Genomic DNA, 26,734 nt, shown 5'->3' with positions numbered 1-26,734 from the left:
TTGAAATACAGAACCCCCGATGCGGTACATAGGGGGTTCTGAGTAGAGAAATGCTAGTTGAAAATGTGTAAACCTATTTCAGGACTAGACATAACCAATCAACATGTGGCGGATACGCGCTTTGAGCATGTCGATGGCGATGCGGTTCTTGCCACCACGGGGCACGATCACATCGGCGTACTGTTTGGACGGCTCGATAAACTGCAGGAACATCGGACGTACCGTCTTCTGGTACTGCTTGAGCACGGAGTCCATGGTACGGCCACGCTCCTGCACATCACGCACCAGACGACGCAGCAGGCAGATGTCGAGCGGGGTATCCATAAAGATGGAAGCATCCATCAGATCCCGCAGACGGCTGTCGGTCAGCAGCAGGATCCCTTCCAGAATGATCACCCGGCGCGGGGCAAACGGGGTCACTTCGCTCATCCGGGTGTGTTCGGTGTAGGAGTACTGGGGAATGGCAACCGCGTCACCTTTGACCAGCTGACTAAGGTGCTGTACCAGCAGGTCGTGATCCAGCGCGTTGGGGTGGTCATAGTTGGTCTTGACCCGCTCTTCCATGGTCAGGTGGGTCTGATCACGGTAGTAGCAATCTTCGGTGATCACACCAATCTGACCTGCGCCCAGTTCGGCCACCAGCTCTTCATAAATGGTCTGGGCTATAAGACTTTTGCCAGACGCAGATGCGCCCGCAATACCGATGATCACACACGAATGTTGAGTATCAGACATGACAAATACCTAAAAGAGAAGAGCAGTGGGGATGGTTTAAACCGATCCATTATATAAAAAAGGGTGGGTCATGCCCACCCTCAATTCCCTTTCAAGTGACCGACCGCCGATTATTCATCCAGCGCCATGGCATAGAGGGGGGTCGCAATCGGTTTTGCGCTGAAAAAGAGTTCAGCGCCTACCCTGCGCGCCAGCTTCAAATAGGCCTGAGCCAGGCTCCCTTCCGGTGCGCCGAACACCGTCGGACAGCCATCATCCATGTGTTGGCGGATATCGATGTGCAGCGGCAGTTGGCCAAGCAGCGCCACTTGATACTGCTCTGCCATCTTCTGGCCGCCACCGGTACCGAACAGCGGCTCATGATGACCGCAGGCGCTGCAGACGTGGTAGCTCATGTTCTCGATAATACCGAGCACCGGCACATTGACCTTGTTGAACATAGCGATCCCCTTGCGGGCATCGGCCAGCGCCACATCTTGCGGGGTGGTGACGATCACCGCCGCCGAAGTCGGCACCTGCTGGGCCATGGTGAGCTGGATATCGCCAGTGCCCGGTGGCATGTCTACCACCAGATAATCCACCTCGCCCCAGCGGGTCTCATGGAGGATCTGCGCCAGCGCCTTGCTCGCCATCGGGCCGCGCCAGATGGTGGCATCCTGCTCGGAGACCAGATAGCCGATGCTGTTGCTCTTGAGGCCGCAGGCCATCACCGGCTCCATCAGCTTGCCGTCATGGCTGACCGGGCGCTCTTTGAGGGTGCCCATCATGGTGGGAATGGAAGGGCCATAGATATCGGCATCGAGAATAGCGACCCGCGCCCCCTCTTTTTGCAGGGCCAGCGCCAGATTGACCGCGGTGGTGGACTTGCCTACCCCCCCCTTGCCGGAAGCAACCACGATGATGTTGCGAATGCCCTGCACGGCATTGAGGCCCTGCGCCCGCGGCATGCTGGCGACGTCAATCTCCAGTGCCCAGTCGATACGGGCGGCGCCGGTGGCACTGCGCAGCCTGGCATCGTAGTTCTCTTTGAGCTGATCGAGCAGCGAGAGACCGGCAAACGGCAATACCAGCCGGATAGTGAGCCCCTGACCCTGATTGATGATCTCGCGAACGAATCCGGCATCCACCAGATCCTTGTGCCAGCCAGCTGGCTTAAATTCGGCGAGGATCTGTTTTACTGAATCAATCACCATTAACTCCTCATTATCTTGTCATTATCTTGAGGTGAACGGTTACCGCACACAAATCAGTGGCTTGCCTGCCATCGTAACGGCAGGTGCTGCCAAGGTTGGCATAGCCACAACCCTAGGCAGGCTACCCCCAATTCGGGTAACATGCACGGCACTCTATCATCCCAACAAGCACATCAAGAACGTAATATGGCAACTGATCCTCGTAAAATGCTGGTAACCTGCGCCCTCCCCTATGCCAATGGCTCCATCCATCTTGGCCACATGCTGGAACATATCCAGGCCGATATCTGGGTTCGTTATCAGCGAATGCGCGGTCATCAGGTGCACTTCATCTGTGCCGATGATGCCCACGGCACCCCGATCATGCTCAAGGCACAGCAGATGGGGATCACCCCGGAAGAGATGATTGCCGCTGTCTCCAAGGAGCACCAGGCCGATTTCGCCGGGTTCAACATCAGCTTTGACAACTATCACTCTACCCACAGCGACGAAAACCGCGAGCTGGCGGAGTTGATCTACGGCCGCCTGAAAAATGGTGGCTTTATCAAGAGCCGCACCATCTCCCAGCTGTTCGATCCGGAAAAATCCATGTTCCTGCCGGACCGTTTCGTCAAGGGTACCTGCCCCAAGTGCAAGTCTCCGGAGCAGTATGGCGACAACTGTGACAGCTGTGGCGCCACCTACAGCCCGACTGAGCTGATCGATCCGAAATCTGCCGTCTCCGGCGCGACTCCGGTAATGAAGGACTCCGAGCACTTCTTCTTCGACCTGCCGCAGTTTGAAAAATGGCTCTCTGAGTGGGTACGCGGCTCCGGCGCCATTCAGGAAGAGATGGCCAACAAGATGCAGGAGTGGTTCGAAAGCGGCCTGCAGCAGTGGGACATCACCCGTGACGCCCCCTACTTCGGTTTCGAAATTCCCGGCGCCCCGGGCAAGTACTTCTACGTCTGGCTGGATGCCCCCATCGGTTACATGGCCTCTTTCAAGAACCTGTGCAACAAGCGTGGCGACATCGACTTTGACAGCTACTGGAAAGCGGACTCCGACGCCGAGCTCTACCACTTCATCGGTAAAGATATTGCCTACTTCCACTGCCTGTTCTGGCCGTCCATGCTGGAAGGTGCCAACTTCCGCAAGCCGACCAAGGTAAACGTGCACGGTTATGTGACCGTCAACGGCGCCAAGATGTCCAAGTCCAAGGGCACCTTTATCAAGGCATCCACCTACCTGAACCACCTGGATCCGGAGTGCCTGCGTTACTACTACGCCGCCAAGCTCAACAGCCGCATCGACGATCTGGACCTGAACCTCGAAGATTTCGTGCAGCGGGTCAACGCTGACGTGGTCAACAAGCTGGTCAACCTCGCCTCCCGCAACGCCGGTTTTATCGCCAAGCGTTTTGGCGGCAAGCTGGCGGCAACCTGCGCCGAACCCGAGCTCTACGCCGAATTCGCCAATGCTCGTACCGCCATTGCCGAGGCTTATGAGAGCCGCGAATTCAGCCGCGCCATCCGCGAAATCATGGCGCTGGCCGACAAGGCCAACCGCTACGTGGACGACAAGGCGCCCTGGGTTATCGCCAAGCAGGAAGGGGCTGACGCCGAGCTGCAGGCGGTCTGCTCGGTCGGCATCAACCTGTTCCGCGTGCTAATGGCCTACCTCAAGCCCGTCATGCCGCTGCTGGCCGAGCGTGTCGAAGCCTTCCTGGCCGAGACCCTCAGCTGGGATGGCATCGAGATGCCGCTGGTCGATCACACCGTTGCACCGTTCAAAGCCCTCTTCTCCCGCATCGAGCCGGCGAAGATTGAAGCCATGATCGAGGCATCCAAGGAAGACCTGGCCAAGGAGCAGGCACCGAAAGTGAGCGGCCCGCTGGCTGATGACCCCATCAGCGAAACCATCACCTATGACGACTTTGCCAAGATTGACCTGCGCGTAGCGCTGATCAAGAAGGCCGAAGCGGTACCGGAAGCCGAGAAGCTGCTCAAGCTGCAACTGGATATCGGCGGCGAAACCCGTCAGGTGTTTGCCGGTATCAAGTCCGCCTACAACCCGGAAGATCTGGAAGGCAAACTGACCGTGATGGTGGCCAACCTGGCGCCACGCAAAATGCGTTTCGGCATGTCCGAAGGCATGGTGCTGGCCGCAGGCCCGGGCGGCAAGGATCTCTGGATCCTGGAGCCGCAGGAAGGCGCCCAGCCGGGCATGCGCGTCAAGTAAGCACATCGCTGACTGCGATCACAATCAGATAGAGAAGAGAGGCCAAACGGCCTCTCTTTTTTTGTCTCGCATTTGTGGCTTGGAGAGTTTTTGTAGATGCTGGTCGCGGATGACTTTCGCAGATTGCGGCCTTGTGGCTATCCACCGCTTGACTTGGTGGGCGATACATTTTGTTCTGAATACCTGACCAGCCGACTTGGCATGTCATTCATGTTGTGGCCTGCCAGCATCGTCAGTTTGAGCGCCACCAGCTCCGCCTGCTGGCAGTCCAGTTGACGCAAACGGGCGGTGATCTTCCCCTTCAACTGCTGCCGCAGTTTCGCCTGCTTGTGGGTGTTCCCCTGCTCTGCTCGCAACCTCCGCCGCCATTGACGCCAATCCTGCAACTGGCCGAGTCGCTCCTGCCAGTGAGCCAGGGTGCTCAACCAGCCGGGCTCCCCACTCCCCAGATCCAGCAATAGTTCCACGCCATAACGGGCCTGCTTGATCTCGAGGCGCAGCCGATGCCAGCGGCGCAACTGTTGCTGACGGGAGCTGGCAGACTTCCCAACGCAGGGAATAGGTTCATCGAGAGCGCTCTGTGCCTCATCAAGGCGCAGGGCCAGATGCTGCTGATAGAGGAACGCCAATGCCCGCGCATCCTGCACCTGCGCCACCGCCGCAAGCCAGCGGGTCAGTCGCCGCGACAACAGGGGCACGCGACAGGCCGATTTGTGGGTATTACCCGTGCTGGCAGGCGGCTTGCCAAAACGCTCGGCGTAGACCTGAGCATCCCGCAGCGCCGAGAGCCGCCCGACCGAGCGCAGCAGACGCCGCTCCAGCTCGGGATGATAGGTGAGTGGCCGCCACAGGGCGAGCAGCGCCAGCAAGCGGCGCGCTGCGATACGGTAGCCATGCACGGCCGGTTCGCTGGCCTCTTCGCGCACCGCCCGCGCCGCCTCCTGATAACGGGCGACCCAGCTTGTTGCCTGAGTCAGCAACAGACCTTCCTTGTCAGCGTCCATCTCGTCTCCGCCCCTTCAGTTGGTGTGAAAGCCCTGACCGGTGGGCGGCAGCGCCTCTTCATACTCCATCCGGGTCACCCTGGCGGTGCGCGGGCCATGCTCCAGCCAACCCAGCATCATCTGCACCCCCTGCGCGGGGCCGCTAATGAGGATCTCCACCGAGCCATCCTCCAGGTTGTAGGCATGGCCCCGCAAACCCAGTTGCAGCGCCCGCTCACGGGTGAAATAGCGAAATCCCACCCCCTGCACCTGCCCCCACACCCGAATGACAAACGATTGCTCTCCCATTTCTCACACCTTCCGCTTAAGAAAAAAATTCCCGAGACGATAATGTGCCCGACACTCTATCTCTGCAGGATGCAGCTCCATTATGAAAGAAGTTAAATTCCGGTGGGTTGACCGCTATCTCATTCACCTCACCATCAGTGAGAAATTCCACATCGCCTTCTGGCTTCCCCTGCTGATCATCGCCTTTCTCAGCTGGTATCTGCTGGCAAACAGCCATGAGCAGGAGATAAAACTCAAGGTTGAGCTGTTGCAGCAGCGGGTCGAGACCACCGCACAACTGGTTAGTCAGCAGCCAACGCTCACTCTGCCAGCCGATCTGCGCATCCAGCCACAAGGGGTGAGCGGACTCGAACAACAGGGCGATCGCTACCGCTTCACCGCTCCAGCGGGTCAGGCTGGCTATGTGACCGGCGAGCTCGACACCAGTACGTCCTCAATGTGGGATGATCAGGGCACCACGCTCACCATGATTGGGGCGCTGGCGGCCCTGATGGCACTGGTGATCCACTACATGATGACCTTTGTCTCCGGCGCCCTTTACTCCACCAACAAGGCGCTGCAAACCGTGGCCGACGGCGATCTCACCTTCCGCCTCAACTTCTTCCCGGTACGCGACGAGTTCTCTACCCTGGCGGGCAGCATCGACCGCTTTACCGACCGCCAGCATCAGATCGTCAAGCTGGTCGAAGAGTCTGCCGAGGCGCTGACCATGGCCGCCGACGAGTTTCGTGACCACGCCAGTGAAGGCGAAAACATGGCGCGCGCCCAGCGCCAGCACATGGATTCGCTGGCCACCGCCATGGAACAGATGTCAGCCGCCATTCGCGAAGTGGCGCGCAATGCCAACGACACCCTGCAGCAGACCCGTCAATCGAGCGAAGAGGCGGCCAATGGCGCCAACCGGGTGGCTCGTACCATAGAGGCGATCCGCACTCTGGCCGACGAGATTGGCAATGCCTCCGGTGCAGTCGAGCGCCTGACTCACAATGCCAACCGGATCAACGAGGTGGTCAACGTCATCAACGCCATCTCCCAGCAGACCAACCTCTTGGCCCTCAACGCCGCCATCGAAGCGGCCCGCGCCGGTGAACAGGGCCGCGGCTTTGCGGTGGTGGCGGACGAAGTGCGTACCCTCGCCAGCCGCACCCAGCAGGCAACGGTCGAAATCCAGAAGATGATCGAAGAGCTGCAAGCCGGCACCGGGGCGCTGAACGACATCATGGAGAAAACCGTGGGGCGCGCCGCCAGCAGCCAGCAACTCATCAGCGAGGTGGGGCTCGATATCGAGAAGCTGAGCAATCACAGCGATGCGGTGCTGGAGATGAGTACCCAGATCGCCACCTCGAGCGAAGAGCAGAGCTCGGTGGCCGCCGAGATCACCCACAATCTGGATCAGGTACGCCATGAAGCAGCGCAGGTGGAGGAGTCTGCCAGCGCCTCGGTAGCTGGCACGCAGGGGCTGAAAGCCACCGCCAGCGAGCTGACCCGGGCACTCAAGGGGATCCGGATCTGATCTGTCAGCCACATCCGGTTCGGGCACGCTGATGCACCGGGCCGTTTGAGTTTTACCTGCGGGCCACATAGAATGTGGCCCCTTTTCTTTTGACCATCTGGCAAACATCCATGAGCGCTTCCATCTATCTCGTCAAAGGCCGCGAAAAATCCCTGCTGCGTCGCCACCCCTGGATCTTCTCCAAGGGGATTGAGCGGGTTCAGGGCAACCCCATTGACGGCGATACCGTCGAGATCTATGCCAACGATGGCAAGTGGCTCGCCCGTGGCGCCTGGTCAGGCAGCTCCCAGATCCGTGCCCGGGTCTGGACCTTCGACAAGGATGAGACCGTCGATCTCGACTTCTTTATCCGTCGTCTCAAATATGCGCAGGAGTCTCGCGATCCGCTGATCAAGCGTCAGGGCCTCACCGGCTATCGCCTCTGCGCCGCCGAATCCGACGGCCTGCCGGGTCTGACCATCGACCGTTATGCCGATTTTCTGGTGTGCCAGATCCTCTCAGCCGGTGCCGAGTTCCAGCGTGAGCTGATAACGCAAGCACTGCGTACCCTCTACCCAGAGTGCAGCATCTATGAGCGCTCCGACGTGGCAGTGCGCAAGAAGGAAGGGCTGAAAGAGCGCACCGGCGTCATCTATGGCGAGACCCCGAACGAGCCGGTGGTCATCGAGGAGAATGGTGGCGTCAAGATCCTGGTGGATATTCGCAACGGCCACAAAACCGGTTTCTATCTGGATCAGCGGGATAACCGTCAGGCTGCCGCCAAGTACACCGAAGGCAAGCGGGTGCTCAACTGCTTCTGCTACACCGGCGGTTTTGGCGTCTATGCCCTCAAGGGCGGCGCCAAGGAAGTGGTCAACGTCGATCTCTCCCAGAATGCGCTGGATATCGCCCGCCAGAACGCCGAGCTGAACGGGCTGGATACCAGCAACACCCAGTTTGTCCGTCACGACGTGTTCAAGCTGCTGCGGGAATATCGCGAGAAGGGCGAGAAGTTCGATGTCATCGTGCTGGATCCGCCCAAGTTTGCCGAGAGCAAGGCCCAACTGCTGGGCGCCTGCCGCGGCTACAAGGACATCAACATGCTGGCGTTCCAGCTGTTGGCACCGGGTGGCGTGCTCTTGACCTACTCCTGCTCCGGCCTGATGGAACAGAGCCTGTTCCAGAAGATCGTTGCCGATGCGGCGCTCGATGCCGGTCGCGATGCCCAGATCCTGGAGCTGCTCTCCCAGGCGTCTGATCACCCCATCGGTACCGCCTATCCGGAAGGCTTCTACCTCAAGGGTCTGGTGGTACGCGCCCGCTGATCGGCAACCACCCTCCCCTTGTGATCAATCAGGCCCCTTGCGGGCCTGATTGTTTTGCATCGCGCCGTATAAACCTGAGCCTGACGCTCGCCCCGATGACCACCCTCTCTGCTTTATTCGCGTTCCTTCTCCTCCTCTTTTGCTGCCAGCGCCCCACTTCTTCTCTGTTTAAATTACTTTGCACAATAACTGCACATTTATGATTTAAATCACATCCGTATGACTCTCTTTTCCGTAGTGTGATCCCGCCTGCGGCAGCCAAGCCGGGGCAACCGTCCTATCAGGATTGATGGACGGTACAACAACAAAATCGATGTCAGGCCAAGCTGAACATCACAAGGGATCCCGATATGAATCAATCATTGCCGCTGTTAACGCCGCTGCGGGGCATCGCTGCCCTGATGGTGGTGCTGTTCCATGCCCGCTTGCTGCTCTTTCCCCAGTGGATGGAGTCGATCGCAGGCCACACCCAACTCATCGAGAATGGCTACCTCTGGGTCGACCTGTTCTTTATTTTGAGCGGCGTGGTGCTGGCCCATGTCTATGGCGAGGCCTTCACCCGCACGCCACGTACCGTGAGCTATGGCCGTTTTCTCTGGCTGCGGCTGACCCGCGTCTATCCCCTCTATCTGGTGACCCTGCTGCTGCTGGTTGGCTGGGAGCTTTACAAAGCACAACACGGAGTAGGCTTCTATGCTGGCCCCTTGTTCAAAATGTGGGAGTGGGAAGGGATGCCGCCTTTCGACTCCCCCTTCACCCCGGCCGAGGCGTTGCCGAGCGCCTTCCTGCTGCTACAGGTGGTAACCGATCACGGGCTGACCTGGAACTTCGCCGCCTGGTCCCTGAGCGTAGAGTGGATCAGCTACCTGCTGTTCCCGCTGCTGATCCCGCTGGCGGTGACCCGCAGTCGCTGGAGCCATCTCGCCCCCCTGCTGGCGCTGACGGTGCTGGCCTTTATCGTGCACAGTCGCGGCACCCTGGATGTCACCAGCGGGGCGCTGGCGGTGGGACGCGGGGTGAGTGAATTTGTGCTCGGCCTCTGGCTGCTGCCGAGGGTCAAGGCCGCGCAAGGCTTGCCCATGATGAAGCATGATCTGCCGCTGCTGGTCGCCTTTCTGCTGCCCTTCGCGCTGATGCAGTTCACCATGACGCCGCAGCTGACACTGCTGCTGATCGCCTCCTACGTGCTGCTGATCTGGATTGCCGCCGCCCAGGGGGAGCGCTGGAGTCCGCTGCTGCGCCTTTTGGATAACCGCTTCACCAACTGGCTGGGAGATCTCTCCTACTCCATCTACCTGCTCCATGCGCTGGTGCTGCTCACCGGTTGCGAACTTATCCACTATCTGGCACCGGGGCTCACCGAGTGGTGGTATGGCCAGACCAACCCGCTGCTGGGGGTAGTGGCCACCTTGCTGATGCTGGCGGTGCTGATCGGGCTCTCGGCGTTGAGCTATAACCTGCTGGAGCGGCCACTGCAACGGCGCCTGCGCCGCTGGGGCAAGTCACGGCAACCGGCGCTGGAACAAGCCGGATAAGCTAGTCTCGCCCTGTCTGGATGAGTTGACGGTCTTATGCCAACTCATCCAGTACCAGTTCATCCAGGCTGCTCATCACCCAGGCGCTCGGGTGCTGGCTAAATCCGAGCTTGGGGTAGTACGCCACCGCCTGCGGCGCGGCAAGCAGGATCAGCTTGCAGCCCGGCTGCAATTGCAAAAACGTCTCGCGAATAAGGGCTTTGCCAATCCCCTGCCCCTGTACCGACTCGGCCACCGCCAGATCCGAGAGGTAACAACAAAAATGAAAATCGGTCACCGAGCGGGCCACACCGACCAAGGTCTCGCCCTGCCAGGCGGTGATCAACAAATTGGCGTGATCCAGCATGCCCTGCAGGGTAGCTGGATGCTCCAGCGGCCGTCTCGCCCCGAGCGAGGTCTTCGCCAACAACGCCGCAAACTGCGTCGTGGTGATGGGGTGGTTAACCAAAAATGTGGTGGTCACTAAGCTCTCCTGTTGTAGATCGGCGGTTGCATGCTTTTGGTCTCTTTGGCGTTCTTTTTGCTGCATCTGTACTGCAATCAATCAGCCAGCGCCGGATCCAGACCGATGACAGGCAAGTGCGGGCAATTCCCTGCTGTTTATGTGAATTCCTGTTCGAACCCCAAGGGGCAAATGTGGCATAATGCCCCATCCTGTGGCCCTTGGCGGGGCTGCGCTGGCGCACCTTGTCGCCCTTTTCTTCCCCGTCCGGCCTGGCGGTCCTTCATAACTGCCAGTCATCGCTGCCCCTGTTGGCACCGAGGCCACCCATATTTGCGGCTTCTTGTCCTTCTCTCTACAAGGCCGCCCATTGACCAAGACGGCTCCACAGAGCCTCTGCTCTGTTTGCAAATAAAAGGGGTAAGTATGTCTTCCATTCGTCTGACCCAATACAGCCACGGCGCTGGCTGCGGCTGCAAAATCTCTCCCAAGGTACTCGACACCATCCTCAAGAGCCAGATCCCGGGCTTCAACGACCCGACCCTGATCGTTGGCAACAGCAGCAAAGATGACGCGGCCGTGGTCGATATCGGCAACGGTCAGGGCATTGTCTCCACCACCGACTTCTTCATGCCCATCGTCGATGACCCCTTCACCTTTGGCCGCATCGCCGCCACCAACGCCATCAGCGATATCTACGCCATGGGCGGCAAGCCCATCGTTGCCATCGCCATCCTCGGCTGGCCCATCAATACCCTGCCCGCCGAAGTGGCCCAGCAGGTGATCGACGGCGGCCGTCAGGTGTGCCACGAAGCGGGTATTTCACTGGCCGGTGGCCACAGCATCGATGCCCCCGAGCCCATCTTCGGCCTCGCGGTCACCGGTATTGTGCCCCTTGATGCCATCAAGCAGAACGACACCGCCAAGGTGGGTGACACCCTCTATCTGACCAAGCCCCTTGGTATCGGTATCCTCACCACCGCCCAGAAGAAGGGCAAGCTCAAGCCCGAACACGAGCAGCTGGCCCCCAACGCCATGTGCACCCTCAACAAGATTGGCCAGCGTTTTGCCGAGCTGCCGGGTGTCCACGCAATGACCGACGTGACCGGTTTTGGTCTGGCGGGCCATCTGCTGGAGATGTGTGAAGGATCCAATGTCAGCGCCCGCCTCGACTTCAAGGCGCTGCCGCTGCTGGACGAGGTGGATTACTACCTCACCGAGGGCTGCGTCCCGGGCGGGACCCTGCGCAACCACGACTCCTACGGCCACAAGCTCGATGCCATGGACGATCGCACCCGCAACATCATGTGTGATCCGCAAACCAGCGGCGGCCTGCTGGTCGCCGTGGGTAAAGAGAGCGAAGCCGAGCTGCTCGCCATCGCGCAAGAGGCTGGCATTGCGCTCTCGCCCATCGGCCAGATCAAGCCCCTTGAGGGCTCCCGCTTTATCGAGATTGTCCAATGAGTGAATTGCCACTGGCCACGGACTACGCCCAGATTTTTTTAGGCGATGTGCCGTTGATTGATGTGCGCGCCCCCATCGAGTTCAAGGAGGGGGCCTTCCCCTGCTCGACCAGCCTGCCCTTGATGACAGACGATGAGCGCGCCCAGGTGGGGACCTGCTTCAAGAAGCAGGGTCAGGCCGCCGCCATTGAGCTTGGACACAAGCTGGTGGGGGGAGCAGTACGTGCCGAACGACTCGAAGGCTGGCTGGCGCAGTTGCGCAAGCAGCCCGATGCCGTGCTCTACTGCTTTCGCGGCGGCCTGCGCTCGCAAACCGTACAACAGTGGCTGGCTGATGCGGGGGTGACTCGCCCCCGCGTCGCCGGAGGCTACAAGGAGCTGCGCCGTTTCCTGATCGACACCCAGGACAAGGCCTCTGCCGAGTGTCGCTGGACTGTGCTGACCGGCATGACCGGCTCCGGCAAGACCCATATGTTGGACCACGTAGCTCAGGCGCTCGATCTGGAAGGACACGCCCATCACAGGGGCTCCTCCTTCGGTCAACTGCCCGGCGGCCAGCCCAGCAACATCAACTTTGAAAACAACATGGCCATCGAACTGCTCAAGCGCCGCCATCAGGGCGAGCATGCCTTCGTGGTCGAGGATGAGAGCCGCCTGATCGGCCGCTGCTGCCTGCCCCTCTCCCTCCATGAGGCCATGAGTCAGGCACCGCTGGTGGTGGTGGATGTACCGCAAATCGATCGAGCCGAGCAGATCCGCGAAGATTACGTGCACGATCTCTGGCTGCGCTATCAAGCCATGTATGGCCAAGAAGAGGGATGGCCGCTGTTTGCCGCCTATCTCACCGATGCGTTGGCCCGCCTCAAGCGCCGTCTTGGCGATCAGGCCCACCGCGAGCTGGATGCCCTGATGCAGACCGCCCTCACCGAGCAGGAAAAGAGCGGTGATACCGGGCTGCATCTAGCCTGGATCACCTTGCTGCTGACCCGCTACTACGACCCCATGTATCTCTATCAGCTTGGCAACAAGCAGGAGCGCATCGTATTCCGCGGTGACAAACAGGCCTGTCTCGACTATTTCGCCGAGCAGCATGCCAGCGCGCTGCGCGGCTGACCCATCCCAAGAGAGGAACTCTATGTTGAAATTCGAGGTGATTCCGGTCACCCAGTTCGCCCAGAACTGCTCCCTCATCTGGTGTGACGAGACCCATCAGGCGGCCCTGATCGATCCGGGCGGCGAAGCGGCCAAACTGCTGGCCGCCATCGCCAAGCGCGGCCTGACCCTGACCCACATACTGCTGACCCACGGTCATCTGGATCACGTCGGTGCCGCCGCCGAGCTGCGGGAAAAGACCGGCGTCGCCATTACCGGCCCCCATAAGGAGGACGCCTTCTGGCTCGACATGCTGCCCCAGCAGAGCCAGATGTTCGGCTTCGCCCATACCCCCGCCTTCACGCCGGATCGCTGGCTGGAGCAGGGTGACAAGGTGCAGGTTGGCCAGTGCGAGCTGGATGTCTACTTCTGCCCAGGCCACACCCCGGGCCATATCGTGCTGCTCTCCCAAGCCGAAAAACTCGCCTGGGTTGGTGACGTGCTGTTTGCCGGCAGCATCGGCCGCACCGACTTCCCCCGTGGCGATCACGCGACCCTGATTAAGTCGATCACCGAGACCCTGCTGCCGCTGGGGGACGAGATCGTCTTTATCCCGGGCCACGGCCCCAGCTCCACCTTCGGCCGCGAGAAGGTGAGCAACCCCTACCTGACCCAGCCTATCTGGTGATCAAAAAAGGCAGCGGTGTTAGTCGCTGCCTTTCCTTCTCTGCTCTCTTTTTCATTCTCGATTCCTGCCATCCGACCAGCCACGTTCCACCTGCGTTCCCCATTTCAGCATGTCCATTTGTCTCTTTCGCCCAATAAAAATCCCCACCCGGGGGTGAGGATTGATTTATGGGTGCAACCGTCTGGTGGCTTATTGTGCCAGCAGGTGACCGACCAGCTCATGACGCCACCCTTGCAGCAGCATCGGCTTGTCGCTGCGAGCCCGCTCTTCGTCGTTCATCCGCCAGCTCCAGGTGAAGTACTGGTGAATGATCTTCTTGCTGGCAATCAGCTCGGGCGGAATATTGCTCGCCTTGGCCTTCTCTTCCACCATGGCTTTGATGCGCTTGAGCTCGGCCTTGTACTGGGGGAAGTCCACCAGCCGACGAATGGGCTCGGGCCAGCTGTCAGGCTCGCTCTGCTGCGCCTTGGCGACAATATCGAGCATCCGCTTGCCGTGGATCTTGATCTCGATAGGCGAGAGGCCGAGCTCGTTGAGATCCCGCAGGGAGGCAGGACGACGCTCTGCCACCTTGAACAGGTGCAGCTCTTTGACCACGAAGTTGAGGGCCAGATCCCGGCGCACCGCCTCTTGCTGGCGCCAGGCGGCCAGCTCACGCAGGATGGCGAGCTCGCGGCGACCCAGTTGCCAGGCGTTGACGATGTCAAGATATGCCTGACGGGGATCGCTACCCTGGGTCTTGCGGGCGGAGTGGTTCTGGCACTCCTGCTCGAACCAGGCAAACTTGCCGCTTTCCCGCAGTTTGGCCATCACCTTCTCGTAGAGCGGCATCAGGTAGAAGACATCCGCCGCCGCGTATTCGAGCTGACGCGGTGTAAGCGGGCGTGCCAGCCAGTCGGTGCGCGCCTGATCTTTTTCCAGCTCGACCCCGAGGAATTCATTCACCAGCGCACCAAAACCGACCGAGACGCCGTAACCGAGAAAGGCGGTAGCCAGCTGGGTGTCGTGCATTTGGTTGGGCAGGTGGCCAGCCTGATGCTGGATAAGCTCCAGATCTTCGCCAGAGGCGTGCAGGATGGCGATCTGCCCTTCCCTGCCCAGTCGCTGCCAGAGGGCGGAGAGATCCAGGGTCAGCGGATCCAGCAGCGCCAGATGCTCGCCGTCATAGATCTGGAACAGGCCAAGCTGGGGGTAGTAGGTACGGGTGCGAACGAATTCAGTATCGATAGCCAGGGGAACGTCGGCCAGAGAAGCGAGATACTGCTCAAGTTCGTCTTGCTGAGTGATAAGTTGATAGTGCATCTGTGCCTGCGCGGTTGATCAGGGCCAAAAAGAAAAAACCGTGGGATGACCCACGGTTTTGCATAACGACGGTGCTGGTTCGCAGAAGATTCTGCAGCCGCAGTCCGGTTATTGCTTGGCAATCTCCTCGTCGCGCAGTACGCGGCGCAGGATCTTGCCCACATTGGTCTTGGGAAGTTCGTCACGAAATTCTACCAGTTTCGGCACCTTATAGGCAGTCAGATGTTTGCGGCAGTGGGCAATAATCTCGTCCTCCTGCAATTTTGCATCTTTCTTGACCACAAAGATCTTCACCAGCTCGCCGGAGACCTTGTGTGGCACACCGACCGCGGCCACTTCCAGCACTTTCGGGTGCAGGGCAACGACATCTTCGATCTCGTTCGGATAGACGTTGAAACCGGAGACCAGGATCATGTCCTTCTTGCGGTCAACGATCTTGAAGAAGCCCTGTTCGTCGCACACGGCGATATCACCGGTACAGAGCCAGCCATCCTGCATCACTTCGGCGGTCGCCTCGGGACGCTGCCAGTAGCCCACCATCACCTGCGGGCCACGAACCTGCATTTCGCCGGGGGTGCCGAGGGCGTGGATCACCTGACCGTTGTCATCTACCAGACGGATCTCGGTAGAGCAGACCGGCAGACCGATAGAGCCGTTGTAATCAGTGAGGTCGTAGGGACAGACGCTCACCAGTGGCGAACACTCGGTCAGGCCATAGCCTTCCAGCAGCGGGGTATCGGTCAGCGTCTTCCACTTCTCCGCGACCGCGCGCTGCACCGCCATGCCGCCACCGATGGTCAGCTTGAGCTTGTCAAAGGCGATCCCCTGAAACTCTTCATTGTTGACCAGCGCATTGAACAGGGTGTTGACCCCGGTAATGCAGGTGAAGGGGTACTTCTTGATCTCTTTGACAAAACCCGGGATGTCGCGCGGGTTGCTGATCAGCAGGTTGTAACCGCCGATACGCATAAAGAGCAGGCAGTTCACGGTCAGGGCAAAGACGTGGTAGAGCGGCAGCGCGGTGACCACGAACTCCTTGCCACGCTCCAGCATGGGGCCGTAGACGCCGAGGCACTGCTCGACGTTGGCAATCATGTTGCGATGAGTCAGCATGGCCCCTTTGGAGAGGCCGGTGGTGCCACCGGTGTACTGCAGGAAGGCGAGATCGTCGTTGGTGATCTCCGGCTTGATGTACTGCAGGAAACGCCCCTTGGAGAGGGCCTGGCGCATGGTGGTGGCGTGAGGCAGATTGTATTTCGGCACCAGCTTCTTGACGTACTTGACCACGAAGTTGACCAGGGTACCCTTGGCCAGCCCCAGGTTATCCCCCATCCGGGTCAGGATAACGTGCTTGATCGGGGTGTCGTAGACCACCTTTTCCAGGGTATGGGCGAAGTTGGAGACGATGACGATGGCTTTGGCACCGGAATCTTTGAGCTGATGCTCCAGCTCGCGCGGGGTATAGAGCGGGTTGACGTTGACCACGATCATGCCGGCGCGCAGGATGCCGAACACGGCGATGGGGTATTGCAGCAGGTTAGGCATCATCACCGCAACCCGATCCCCTTTCTCCAGCTTCAGCTCGTTTTGCAGGTAGGCAGCAAAGGCGCGGGACTGCTCTTCCAGACGGCGGTAGGTGATGGTTTGGCCCATGTTGACGAAGGCGGGCTGATCGGCAAACTGGGTCACCGAGGATTCGAACATCTCGACCAGGGAGCTGTATTGGTCTGGATTGATCTCGGCGGGGACCCCTTCCGGATAACGTTTCAGCCAGACTTTTTCCACAAACTTCTCCTGCATAACTAGCACCTGTGCGCTCACTGTGTTGCCTCCGTCCCGGTTCACATCCATTTTAATCGGTTGTTTTAAGCTGATGCTCTAATGCCGCACATATTTACACAGCGCAACATCAATTAACAGCAAATTAACAACAGAAAAATGTGAGGGAGAAAACAAACCTGGAATTATTGAAAGCTGGCGATTCTACCGAACTTGACAAAACTTTACGATACAAACGGCCGTATCAACCGAATTTTCCATATGAAAATGGTGGTTTCCACCCAATATGACCCGTTCGATCTGCTGGAAGGCATCCTGACGGGCCTGCCATTGGGCTTCAAGCGCAGCAAAGCCCTGCTCCCCCTGAATCAACAGCACAGGACAGCGGATAGCCGCCATCAGCGCCCGGGCTTGCCCTTCGCTCATTCTCAGGGGTGAAAGATCCCGCAAACGGGGATCGCTGCGCCAATGCCAGCGTCCTGCCCTCATCTCAAGCTGCCGCTCACAGATAAGACGCGCCGACTGCGGCGTGATATCCGCCACTTTGCAACGAGCGGCGACAGCCTCATCGATGGAGGCAAAGCCGTTGGCACTGCGTTCCCGAGTGCGACTGCGGTTTAAAATTGCACGTCGCAGCTGGGTAGGAGCCTCCTCATCGGGCTGGCTCAGCGGCCCCAGCCCCTCCAGCATGATCAACCGCTCCACCTGTTCGGGGAACACCCCGGCATAGGCGGAGGCGATCAGCGCCCCGAGGGAGTGACCGAGCAGAGTGAAACTCGACCACCCTGCCGCCTGCACGATCTGGTAGAGATCGTCCAGCCAGTCGACAAAGACATAAGGGGTGGTTTTGTGATCGGAGTGACCATGTCCCGGCAGATCGACACAGATGAGGTGAAAATCCCCCAGATGGGGCGCGAGTGGCAAGAAGCTGGCACTGTTGTCGAGCCAGCCGTGCAGGGCAATCAGCAGGGGTTTGCCCTGCTGATCATGCTCCGCAGACTGGTTATCCAGCAGGGCTACCCGCCGCCCATCCGCCAGGGTCAGCAGCCGCTCGTGTGTGGTGCTCATCATAGCGTTAATCATGGCAAGCCTTAGCGACGCAGCGGCCGTCTCGGCCAGAAAGGATCATAGAAGGGGTCGTAGAAGTAGGGGTCCATATAGCGCACCTCCACCTCCTTGACTGGCGGCCACAGCTTGCTGCCCGTCACATTGAGCACAGAGAAGCGGTACTTGTGCTCGCCAATCTGGCTATCAACCGGTTTGCCTATGGTGCCAAGCACCGTCAGGCTACGCCCCTTGGCGTAGAGGGTCGGGTCGACAAATCCCTTCATGATGGCCAGAAAACGGCCCGGGCTCTGCTCGGTCTGCTCCGGCACACCGTTGGATTTAAGCGGCAGATAAACCACTTCAATAACGCTCTTATCCGCCTTGTTGTGCACCGCCGAGATAACGCCGCTCCAGCGGGCCGGTTTGCCCTCCATTCCGCCAAGGGCGGGCTGATAGGCCACCAGCTGGTTTTCTGGCTCATAGGCTAGCTCCTTGGGGACCGAACTGCAGGCCCCGAGCAACAGAGCCAGCACCCCGACCACCATCCCGCGTTTCATCATGTCGCTTCTGCTATTACGCATCATGTCACTCTCCTGTTGCCGGCGTGGCCCGTCGGGCCACCCGCTTGTGTTGCAGCTGATGAGCGGCAAGAGCGACATGCTGTCAGTGCTCCTGCCCTTATTCGCGACCCGGCAGTTTTTTCCAGGTCACCTTGTCACGTAAATAGACCGGCGTTGCTTGTTCAACCGGTACCGCCTCCCCCGCCAGCCAAGCAGCGCGGGCCAGCGGCAGCATGTCCTCTGCCGCCGGGAAACGCACCTGGCTCACCGCCAGCTCATCGGCCAGACCACTCAGGGTCTCGCCATAGGTTTCAAAACCGGTGCCGACGCAGGTCACCCTACCCGCCAGCTTGCCACGGGAGTCAACCAGCGCCGCGGGATCGCTCACCACCTCGTCACCCACCAGCTGCATGCGGCCATCAATTAGCTCATAGCGGCCGAAATAGACCTCGTTCATCCGCGCATCTATGGCGGTCAGCACCTGCTGGGCGCCATCCAGTCGATAGGCGCCTTGCGCCATGGCGGCCAGCGTCGAGATACCGATCAGCGGGACACCCGCACCAAACGCCAGACCTTGCGCCACACTGATGCCGATCCGCACGCCGGTAAAGGAGCCCGGGCCGCGACCGAACGCGATGGCATCGAGGTCACTCAAACTTATCCCGGCATCCTCTAACACAGCCTGAACCATGGGCAGGATTTTTCGGGTGTGATCCCGTGGCGCCTCCTCCCAGCGGGAGAACAGCTTGTCACCCACCAGCAAGGCGGCGGAGCAGGCTTCGGTGGCGGTATCAACGGCCAGGATCTTCAACTCGTTCATGCTTTCCAATCTCTATAAAATCAGTCAATTACATAACCGGCAAGCGAGATATGCTCACCCGTTGTTCAAATCTGTTAGCTGGCGACACATTTATTCACCGCGTTCAGTTCGATCGAAAAAACTCCCCAGCGTTCCCAACTCCCGAGTGCGAGGGATGGCGGGCAGACTCTTGATAAAGGTGGCACCGTAAGGCTTGTTGACCATGCGTGGATCACAGATCACCAGTACCCCGTGATCACTGCGATCACGAATAAGCCGCCCCACCCCCTGCTTAAGGGCAATCACCGCCTTGGGCAACTGCAGCTCGGCGAAGGGATCCCCCCCCTTGAGCTTGCAATCATCCACCCTCGCCTTGAGCAGCGGATCATCGGGGCTGGCAAACGGCAGTTTGTCGATGATAACACACGACAACGCCGCCCCTCGCACGTCGATCCCCTCCCAGAAACTGCTGGTCGCCACCAGCACGGCGCGGCCATTCTCGACAAACTCCTTGAGCAACCGTTGCTTGTTGTCCTCCCCCTGCAACAAGACGGTGCGGCCAATCTCCCGGCGCAGCACCTCGGCCACCTGACGCATCACCTGATGGCTGGTGCAGAGGAAGAAACAGCCCCCCGGCGTCTTGTTGATGAGGGGGATCATCAGATTGGCCAGTTGCTCGCCACGACCAAAGGCGTTGGGCTCCGGCAGATAGCGGGGCACACAGAGCCGCGCCTGCTCGCCATAGTCGAACGGGCTGTCGAGGATCAGCTCGGCGCTGCCTGCAAGCCCCAGCTCGGCCTTGAAGTGATCAAACCGCATATCCACCGTCAGGGTGGCCGAAGTAAAGACCCATGCCACTTCCGGTCTTTGCACCTCGGCACTGAATCGCTCGGCCACCGAGAGCGGCGTCAGATTGAGGGTGAAATGAAGCCGTGAGCAGTCATACCAGTATGAGAAACCGGTCTGGTTGACCGCCAGCACCTCGCCAAGACGGGTGCGCAGCTCACTGATGCGCTCGAAGGCGTGATCCAGCTGCTCGCCACGGCCGAGAGCCAGTTTCAGCACCTCGTAGCAAAGCCCGATGGCATCGTTGAGACGAGCCAAGGCCTGACCCCAGAGCGGCTGGCGCAACATGTCGCGGGTATTGCCGCGACCGCCATCCACCCCGAAGGCCAGACGCAGATCCTGACTGGCGATAGCGAGCCGGTCCGCCGCCTTGCCGAGCTGGGCCATGTCGTGCGCCTCTGCCCGATAGGCCAGCTGGATATCCTGCGCCAGATCCTGAATCGTTCGGCTGCCTACCGACTTGCCGAAGTAGTTGGTGGCGATCTCCGGCAGCTGGTGCGCCTCGTCAAAGACATAGACTTGCGCTTCGGGCACCAACTCACCAAATCCGGTGTCTTTCACCGCCATATCGGCGAAGAAGAGGTGGTGGTTGATCACCACCACCTGGGCATCCATGGCGCGGCGTCGGGCCACCACCAGATGGCAGTCGTCGTAATAGGGGCAGTCTCGACCAAGGCAGTTGTCGTTGGTGCTGGTGACGTGGGCGAGGATCTCGGCGTTCTCCTGCAATCCCGGAATATCCCCCACATCGCCGTTATCGGTGGCGGTGGACCAGGATTTGACCTTCACCAGATCGTTCAGGATTTCAGGCTTTTGCAGATGGGATTCGCTCAAGAGCCGGTTCATCCGCTCTATGCAGAGATAGTTGCTGCGCCCCTTGAGCAGGGCCACCGGCGGGGTGTAGGAGAGCGCGCCAGTGATGGTCGGGAGATCCCGGTAGAAGAGCTGCTCCTGCAGGTTTTTGGAGCCGGTACTGATCACCACCCGCTTGCCGGACTCCAGCGCAGGGACCAGATAGGCATATGTCTTGCCGGTACCGGTCCCCGCCTCCACCAGCAGACGGCCACCACTCTTGATGGCGCGCGCCACCGCTTCGGCCATCTCCAATTGGGGAGCGCGGGCTTTGAAACCGTCGATATGGCTGGCCAGAGGGCCATCTGGCTTGAACAGGGTCTGGATGGTCAAAAGGGCGTCCCGCAGCAAAAGCGGTCATTATGCCAAAAGCGCGGCAAAAGCGGGACAGATAATCTGCCTAGACGAACAGATCGATCTGATGCTCGGGGTCCGGCTTGTGATCGCCCTCCTCCGCCTTGGACTGATCACGCTTGGCGGGCGTGCTATACGCCTGCTGGCGCTGCTGGGAGTCACTGTTGTCAGTGCTGGTCTTGCGCAGCTGGTGCTTTTTGCTGATCTGGTTCACTTCCCGCTTGATCTCTTCGCTGCCGGGCGCAGCGGGCGCCCGGGGCAAAATGGGGAACAACAGGTCCTGGCTGGGCATGATGGCGACTCCTGCAGGGGTTATTGTCTAGTTATCGACCAGAAAACCGTTTTCGCCACTTTAATCGATCAAATCACAATTTCGGGTTGCATTTTCTGTCAAGGCAGGTAGTTTAAATCAGGCGTCAATTACGACATCTTATTTTGTAAAGGATTGATTACATGAAGTTCACCACCCTGAAGACTCATCACCACCATCATCATCCCGACTAGTCTTTCAGGAGGTTGACTGCTGGAAGACACTTAACTGGTGACTTCCAAAAGGACCGCAAGATTCATAAACCCTCGGAAGCACCCACTTCCGAGGGTTTTTTCGTTTTTGACTAGAAGGAAATCGAGTAATGGAAACACAACGTCTACGTATCGCCATGCAAAAGTCCGGTCGTCTGAGCCAGGACTCCCAAGCCCTGTTCAAGAGCTGTGGCCTGAAAATCAACCTGCGCGAGCAGCGCCTTATCGCCCATGTCGAGAACATGCCCATCGATATCCTGCGGGTGCGTGATGACGACATCCCGGGGCTGGTAATGGAAGGGGTGGTCGATCTTGGCATCATCGGCGAAAACGTGCTGGAAGAGGTGCAGCTTATTCGCGCCTCACAGGGACTGCCTTTCGAGGTCAAAACCCTCAAGCAGCTGGACTTTGGTGGCTGCCGCCTCTCGCTGGCGGTGCCGGAAGATGTGAACTATACAGGGCCAGCTAGCCTTGCCGGCAAACGCATCGCGACCTCCTATCCCGGGCTGCTCAAGCGCTTCTTTGACGAAAAGGGTCTCGGCTTCAAGAGCGTGATGCTGGGCGGCTCGGTGGAAGTGGCACCCCGAGCGGGCTTGGCTGATGCCATCTGCGATCTGGTCTCCACCGGCGCGACCCTGGAAGCCAATGGCCTCAAAGAGGTGGAGGTGATCTACCGCTCCAAGGCGGTACTGGTCCAGGCCCCCAGCCCCTTGTCTGATGCCAAGCAGAAGCTCATCGACAAACTGCTGCCCCGCATTCAGGGGATGCAGCAGGCCCGCGAGAGCAAATACATCATGCTGCACGCCCCCAAAGACAAGCTCGATGCCATCACAGATCTGCTGCCGGGTGCCGAGCGCCCCACCATCATGCAGCTGGCCGGTGACACCAATCAGGTGGCCCTGCACGTTGTCTCCAGCGAGACCCTGTTCTGGGAGACCATGGAGCAGCTCAAGGCTCTGGGTGCCAGCTCCATTCTGGTGCTGCCCATCGAAAAAATGATGGAATAAGGAAGGGACATCATGCAGACCCTGATCTGGAAGACCCTCTCCCCAGCCCAGCAGACCGACGTGCTGACCCGGCCCGCTCTCAATGACGAGGCGGATATCGGTGCCGTGGTCAAGGAGATCATTGGCGCGGTGCGCAGCCGTGGCGACGAGGCCTTGCGCGAGCTGAGCCTGCGCTTCGAGCGCGCCCCCCGTGAACAGTTGCGCGTCAGCGAGGCCGAAATTGAAGCTGCCTGCGCGCGGCTGGATAACGACATCAAAAGCGCCATCGAAGCGGCCATTGCCAACATTCGAACCTTCCATGCCGCACAAGTACAGCCGGTGGTAAGAGTGGAAACCCAACCCGGGGTGGTGTGCGAGCTGCGCACCCAGCCCATCAGTCGGGTCGGCCTCTATGTGCCGGGGGGCAGCGCGCCGCTCCCCTCCACCGTGATGATGCTGGCCATTCCGGCGGCTATCGCCGGTTGCCGTGAAGTGGTGCTCTGCACCCCGTCTCCAGCCAGCGACGAGATCCTGTTTGCCGCCCGCGCCTGCGGGGTCGAGAAGGTGTTCGCCATCGGCGGCGCCCAGGCCATCGCCGCCATGGCGTACGGCACCGAGAGCATTCCCAAGGTGGACAAGATCTTCGGCCCGGGCAACGCCTATGTGACCGAAGCCAAGGGGCAGGTTTCGCGCGACTGGCGCGGCGCCGCCATCGACATGCCCGCTGGCCCCTCCGAGGTGCTGGTGATTGCCGACGAGAGCGCCAACCCGGCCTTCGTGGCGGCGGATCTGCTCTCCCAGGCCGAGCATGGCCCAGACAGTCAGGTGGTGCTGGTCACCACCTCGCCATTGCTGGCCGATGCCATCGCAGGGGAAATCAAGAGCCAGCTGGCCAAGTTGAGCCGCCGGGATATCGCCGCGCAGGCGCTCGGCAGCAGTCTGGTGATCCTCTGCGACGATCTGGCCGAGGCGTGTGCCATCTCCAACGCCTACGCGCCGGAACACCTGATTGTGCAGACCTGCACCCCGCGCGATCTGCTGGATAAACTCGAGAACGCCGGTTCCATCTTTCTGGGAGCATGGACCCCCGAGTCGGTCGGCGATTACGCCAGCGGCACCAATCACACCCTGCCCACCTATGGCTATGCCCGCACCTGTTCCAGCCTGGGCCTCGCCGATTATCAGCGCCGCTACACGGTGCAGGAGCTAAGCGCCGATGGTATTCGCGGCCTTGGCCCTATCGTCGAGCGCATTGCTCAGGCCGAGGGGCTCGATGGCCACAAAAATGCCGTCACCCTCAGGTTGAATGCCCTGGCCACCGCGCCCCAACCAACAGCACAGCAGAAGGATTTGTCATGAGCATTGCCAATCTGGCGCGCCGCGTGGTGCGGGCCCTCACCCCTTATCAATCCGCCCGCCGCATCGGCGGCAAGGGCCACGTCTGGCTCAACGCCAACGAGGCGCCGCAGGCCTATCCCTTCACCATCGAGGGAAGCCGCCTCAACCGCTACCCCGAGTGCCAACCGGCCGAGGTGGTGAACGGCTATGCCGCCTATGCCGGGGTTAATCCCGCTCAGGTGCTGGTGAGCCGCGGCGCCGACGAGGCCATCGAGCTGTTGATCCGCACCTTCTGCGAAGCGGGTGAAGATCAGATCCTCATCTGCCCGCCCACCTATGGCATGTACGCCATCAGCGCCGAGACCTGTGGCGTGGGCATCGTCGAGCAGCCGCTGACCGCCAACCGTCAGCCCGACTGGCCCGCCATCGCCGATCGCCTCAGCGATGTGAAACTGGTGTTTCTCTGCTCCCCCAACAACCCCACCGGGGATCTGGTGGGTCGCGACGGCCTCATCGCCCTGCTGGAAAAAGCTCGGGATCGCGCCATCGTGGTGGTGGACGAGGCCTATATCGAGTTCTGCCCAGAAGCGTCCGTAGTGGACCTGCTGACCCGCTTCCCCAATCTGGTGGTAACCCGCACCCTCTCCAAAGCCTTTGCTCTGGCGGGGATCCGCTGCGGCTTTACGCTGGCGAGCCCCGAGGTGATCGCCATGCTGGCCAAGGTGATCGCCCCCTATCCCATCCCCGAGCCCATCGCCCAGATCGCGGCGCAATCCCTCTCCCCCATGGGACTGGAGCTGATGCGCGAGCGAGTGGTAGAGCTCAACAAGCAAAAAGCCGCCTTCAAGGCAGAGCTGACAAAACTTGCCTGCGTGAAGGAAGTGTTCGAAGACAAGGGCAACTTCGTGCTGGTGCGCTTTGTGGATGGCGCCACCGTCTTTGCCGCCATGAAGGCCGCCGGCATCATACTGCGGGATTTCTCCAGCAAGCCGGGTCTGGACAACAGCATTCGCATCACCATCGGCTATCAGGGCGAGATGGATGCCGTGCTGGCCGTACTGCGTGATCTGCCCTCTCCCTCTCTTTAAAACAAGGATGTAGCGATGAAGACCCCGTTTTTGTTTATCGACCGCGACGGCACCCTGATTGAAGAGCCGGTGACCGACAAGCAGGTGGATAGCCTCGCCAAGCTGCGCTTCGAACCCATGGTCATTCCGGTGCTGCGCGAGTTGCAGGCCGCCGGTTACGTGCTGGTGATGGTGACCAATCAGGATGGACTGGGCACCGCCAGCCTGCCGCTGGAGAACTTCCAGCCCCCCCACGATCTGATGATGCACCTGTTTGAATCGCAAGGGGTGAAGTGGGAACAGGTGCTGATCTGCCCGCACTTCCCCACCGACGGCTGCAGCTGCCGCAAACCCCACCTCGGGCTGGTAAAGGAGTATCTCGCCTCCGGTCGCATCGACTTTGCCAACTCCTTCGTGATTGGCGATCGCCAGACCGATCTGCAGCTGGCCGAGAATATGGGCATTGGCGGCATTCGCTACCACCCGCAAGATCACGACTGGCTCGCCATCCGTGATCAGCTGTTGTCCAAGGGACGCGTAGCCTCGGTGGAGCGCTACACCAAGGAGACCCGCATTCAGGTTGCGGTGGATTTGGACCCTTCTGCCACAAACAAGAGCGGCGGTAACCAGATCGCCACCGGTATCGGCTTCTTTGATCACATGCTGGATCAGATAGCGACCCACGCCGGTTTCCAGCTCAAGCTGAACGTCAGCGGCGATCTGCATATCGACGATCACCACACGGTAGAGGATGTGGGGCTGGCGCTCGGTCAGGCGCTGCGTCAGGCCCTTGGCAACAAGCGTGGCATCGGCCGTTTCGGCTTCGTGCTGGCGATGGACGAGGTGCAGGCGGTGATCGATGCGCGTCCGCTGACCGAGCAGGAAGTGAGCACAGCGCTGGATCTCAGCGGTCGCCCCTACTTCGTGTTTGATTGTCCGAGCGGCTTTGGCCGCGACAAGGTGGGCGAGATGGCCACCGAGATGGTGCCCCACTTCTTCCGCTCGCTGTCGGATGCCATGGCCATCACATTGCAGATGAAGGTTGGCAGCGGCAATACCCACCATCAGGTGGAGGCGCTGTTTAAAGGCTTTGGCCGCGCCCTGCGTCAGGCTATTCGGGTGGAAGGGAGTGACCTCCCCTCCAGCAAGGGAGTGCTGTGATGGATGTAAGCAAGCAGAAGCTGGTCATCATCGATACCGGTTGTGCAAATCTGGCCTCGGTCAGAATGGCGTTCGAGCGCCTCGGCGTACGGCCCTTGGTCTCCAGCCAGGCGGCCGATATCGAGCAGGCGGACAAGCTGATCCTGCCCGGTGTCGGCACCGCGGTGGCCGCCATGAAAAACCTCAACGAGCGCGGACTGGTGCCCCTTATTCGCGCCGCCAAGCAGCCGCTGCTGGGCTTTTGCCTCGGTATGCAGATGCTGGCGGAGGCCTCCGAAGAGAGCATGGGTACGGATGACTCGTCAGAGCGGCTTATCGACTGCCTTGGCATAGTGCCGGGCAAGATCCGGCTGATGGCGGTCGGCACCTTACACCAGTCAAGCATGCGCCTGCCCCATATGGGCTGGAACCAGATTGAGCACGACGAGACCCATCCTCTGCTCAAGGGGATCCCGAGCGGCAGCTACTTCTACTTCGTGCACTCCTATGCGCTGGAGGTGACCGAAGCGACGCTGGCGACCTGCGACTATGGCCAGCCGTTTACCGCCATCGTCGGTCGTGGCAACTTCTTTGGCGCTCAATTCCACCCGGAGCGCTCAGGCGCAGCCGGTGCCCGTTTGCTGCAAAATTTTCTGGAGCTGTGA

At 60.1% G+C, this 26,734-nt stretch carries 24 protein-coding genes and 1 other annotated feature; of the genes, 12 read left to right on the top strand and 12 right to left on the bottom strand.

The window, feature by feature from the left end; genetic code table 11:
• Nucleotides 1–84: 84 nt before the first annotated feature.
• Together udk and apbC are read right to left on the bottom strand one after the other, a co-directional pair.
• A complete protein-coding gene (udk, locus tag ACW5XC_RS12365; protein WP_042056051.1) occupies nucleotides 85–735 on the bottom strand; it encodes a uridine kinase in 651 nt (216 codons plus the stop codon).
• Nucleotides 736–845: 110 nt separating this feature from the next.
• A complete protein-coding gene (gene apbC / locus ACW5XC_RS12360) occupies nucleotides 846–1,928 on the bottom strand; it encodes an iron-sulfur cluster carrier protein ApbC (protein WP_005345574.1) in 1,083 nt (360 codons plus the stop codon).
• 186 nt (nucleotides 1,929–2,114) lie between these two features.
• Between apbC and metG the strand changes: the two genes are divergently transcribed.
• A complete protein-coding gene (gene metG / locus ACW5XC_RS12355; protein WP_042056048.1) occupies nucleotides 2,115–4,148 on the top strand; it encodes a methionine--tRNA ligase in 2,034 nt (677 codons plus the stop codon).
• A 137-nt stretch (nucleotides 4,149–4,285) separates the two neighbouring features.
• On the opposite strand, the gene ACW5XC_RS12350 is transcribed toward metG, so the two are convergent.
• Nucleotides 4,286–5,152, bottom strand: a complete 867-nt coding sequence (locus ACW5XC_RS12350) for a CHAD domain-containing protein (protein WP_042056045.1) — start codon at nucleotides 5,150–5,152, stop codon at nucleotides 4,286–4,288.
• 15 nt (nucleotides 5,153–5,167) lie between these two features.
• Entirely contained in the window at nucleotides 5,168–5,440 is a 273-nt protein-coding gene (locus ACW5XC_RS12345) for an acylphosphatase (RefSeq protein WP_005345583.1), read from the bottom strand.
• A gap of 82 nt (nucleotides 5,441–5,522) precedes the next feature.
• On the opposite strand from ACW5XC_RS12345, the gene ACW5XC_RS12340 reads away from it, so the two are divergent.
• The 3 genes from ACW5XC_RS12340 to ACW5XC_RS12330 all read left to right on the top strand — a co-directional run bounded on the left by ACW5XC_RS12340 (nucleotide 5,523) and on the right by ACW5XC_RS12330 (nucleotide 9,792).
• Nucleotides 5,523–6,953, top strand: a complete 1,431-nt coding sequence (locus ACW5XC_RS12340) for a methyl-accepting chemotaxis protein (protein ID WP_042056042.1) — start codon at nucleotides 5,523–5,525, stop codon at nucleotides 6,951–6,953.
• Nucleotides 6,954–7,063: 110 nt separating this feature from the next.
• Nucleotides 7,064–8,257 carry a class I SAM-dependent methyltransferase gene (locus ACW5XC_RS12335; protein WP_005336736.1) on the top strand — a complete coding sequence of 398 codons (1,194 nt, stop codon included), beginning with the start codon at nucleotides 7,064–7,066 and terminating at the stop codon, nucleotides 8,255–8,257.
• 350 nt (nucleotides 8,258–8,607) lie between these two features.
• A complete protein-coding gene (locus ACW5XC_RS12330; protein ID WP_042056040.1) occupies nucleotides 8,608–9,792 on the top strand; it encodes an acyltransferase family protein in 1,185 nt (394 codons plus the stop codon).
• A 34-nt stretch (nucleotides 9,793–9,826) separates the two neighbouring features.
• Here ACW5XC_RS12330 and ACW5XC_RS12325 read toward each other — a convergent pair whose 3' ends face one another.
• A complete protein-coding gene (locus ACW5XC_RS12325) occupies nucleotides 9,827–10,255 on the bottom strand; it encodes a GNAT family N-acetyltransferase (RefSeq protein ID WP_042056038.1) in 429 nt (142 codons plus the stop codon).
• Between the two features lie 405 nt (nucleotides 10,256–10,660).
• On the opposite strand from ACW5XC_RS12325, the gene selD reads away from it, so the two are divergent.
• From selD to ACW5XC_RS12310, 3 genes are read left to right on the top strand one after another with little or no spacing between them, the layout of a single operon-like run.
• On the top strand, nucleotides 10,661–11,698 hold the full coding sequence (selD, locus tag ACW5XC_RS12320; RefSeq protein ID WP_042056036.1) for a selenide, water dikinase SelD: 1,038 nt from the start codon (nucleotides 10,661–10,663) through the stop codon (nucleotides 11,696–11,698).
• Nucleotides 11,695–12,810 (top strand): tRNA 2-selenouridine(34) synthase MnmH, encoded by a 1,116-nt coding sequence (gene mnmH, locus ACW5XC_RS12315; RefSeq protein ID WP_042056034.1) that lies wholly within the window; start codon nucleotides 11,695–11,697, stop codon nucleotides 12,808–12,810. The genes selD and mnmH overlap by 4 nt, the downstream gene beginning before the upstream one ends.
• Nucleotides 12,811–12,832: 22 nt before the next feature.
• Entirely contained in the window at nucleotides 12,833–13,477 is a 645-nt protein-coding gene (locus ACW5XC_RS12310) for an MBL fold metallo-hydrolase (protein ID WP_042056032.1), read from the top strand.
• A gap of 189 nt (nucleotides 13,478–13,666) precedes the next feature.
• Here the strand turns inward: ACW5XC_RS12310 and rnd are convergent, their stop codons facing one another.
• The 7 genes from rnd to ACW5XC_RS12275 form a co-directional block, all read right to left on the bottom strand.
• On the bottom strand, nucleotides 13,667–14,779 hold the full coding sequence (gene rnd / locus ACW5XC_RS12305; protein ID WP_042056029.1) for a ribonuclease D: 1,113 nt from the start codon (nucleotides 14,777–14,779) through the stop codon (nucleotides 13,667–13,669).
• A gap of 108 nt (nucleotides 14,780–14,887) precedes the next feature.
• Nucleotides 14,888–16,564, bottom strand: coding sequence for a long-chain-fatty-acid--CoA ligase FadD (fadD, locus tag ACW5XC_RS12300; RefSeq protein WP_085942148.1), 1,677 nt, complete (start codon nucleotides 16,562–16,564; stop codon nucleotides 14,888–14,890).
• A gap of 198 nt (nucleotides 16,565–16,762) precedes the next feature.
• Complete coding sequence (locus ACW5XC_RS12295; RefSeq protein WP_143182613.1) at nucleotides 16,763–17,641, bottom strand: alpha/beta fold hydrolase; 879 nt, start codon at nucleotides 17,639–17,641, stop codon at nucleotides 16,763–16,765.
• An 8-nt stretch (nucleotides 17,642–17,649) separates the two neighbouring features.
• Nucleotides 17,650–18,165, bottom strand: coding sequence for a Slp family lipoprotein (locus tag ACW5XC_RS12290; RefSeq protein WP_042056024.1), 516 nt, complete (start codon nucleotides 18,163–18,165; stop codon nucleotides 17,650–17,652).
• Nucleotides 18,166–18,283: 118 nt separating this feature from the next.
• A complete protein-coding gene (tsaB, locus tag ACW5XC_RS12285; protein WP_042056022.1) occupies nucleotides 18,284–18,985 on the bottom strand; it encodes a tRNA (adenosine(37)-N6)-threonylcarbamoyltransferase complex dimerization subunit type 1 TsaB in 702 nt (233 codons plus the stop codon).
• Nucleotides 18,986–19,075: 90 nt separating this feature from the next.
• On the bottom strand, nucleotides 19,076–20,995 hold the full coding sequence (locus ACW5XC_RS12280; RefSeq protein ID WP_005345619.1) for an ATP-dependent DNA helicase: 1,920 nt from the start codon (nucleotides 20,993–20,995) through the stop codon (nucleotides 19,076–19,078).
• A 67-nt stretch (nucleotides 20,996–21,062) separates the two neighbouring features.
• Entirely contained in the window at nucleotides 21,063–21,308 is a 246-nt protein-coding gene (locus ACW5XC_RS12275) for a hypothetical protein (protein WP_042056020.1), read from the bottom strand.
• 187 nt (nucleotides 21,309–21,495) lie between these two features.
• Nucleotides 21,496–21,624, top strand: a sequence feature (His leader region).
• Between the two features lie 24 nt (nucleotides 21,625–21,648).
• On the opposite strand from ACW5XC_RS12275, the gene hisG reads away from it, so the two are divergent.
• From hisG to hisH, 5 genes are read left to right on the top strand one after another with little or no spacing between them, the layout of a single operon-like run.
• Entirely contained in the window at nucleotides 21,649–22,545 is an 897-nt protein-coding gene (hisG, locus tag ACW5XC_RS12270) for an ATP phosphoribosyltransferase (protein WP_042056018.1), read from the top strand.
• Between the two features lie 12 nt (nucleotides 22,546–22,557).
• Nucleotides 22,558–23,883, top strand: a complete 1,326-nt coding sequence (gene hisD / locus ACW5XC_RS12265) for a histidinol dehydrogenase (protein ID WP_042056016.1) — start codon at nucleotides 22,558–22,560, stop codon at nucleotides 23,881–23,883.
• A complete protein-coding gene (hisC, locus tag ACW5XC_RS12260; protein WP_042056014.1) occupies nucleotides 23,880–24,950 on the top strand; it encodes a histidinol-phosphate transaminase in 1,071 nt (356 codons plus the stop codon). The genes hisD and hisC overlap by 4 nt, the downstream gene beginning before the upstream one ends.
• A 15-nt stretch (nucleotides 24,951–24,965) precedes the next feature.
• Complete coding sequence (gene hisB, locus ACW5XC_RS12255; RefSeq protein ID WP_042056011.1) at nucleotides 24,966–26,090, top strand: bifunctional histidinol-phosphatase/imidazoleglycerol-phosphate dehydratase HisB; 1,125 nt, start codon at nucleotides 24,966–24,968, stop codon at nucleotides 26,088–26,090.
• Complete coding sequence (gene hisH / locus ACW5XC_RS12250; RefSeq protein WP_042056008.1) at nucleotides 26,090–26,734, top strand: imidazole glycerol phosphate synthase subunit HisH; 645 nt, start codon at nucleotides 26,090–26,092, stop codon at nucleotides 26,732–26,734. The genes hisB and hisH overlap by 1 nt, the downstream gene beginning before the upstream one ends.

The sequence above is a fragment of the Aeromonas sp. 25-AL00135 genome, from assembly GCF_054052385.1.
This window is presented reverse-complemented; position numbering and strand designations above follow the sequence as displayed.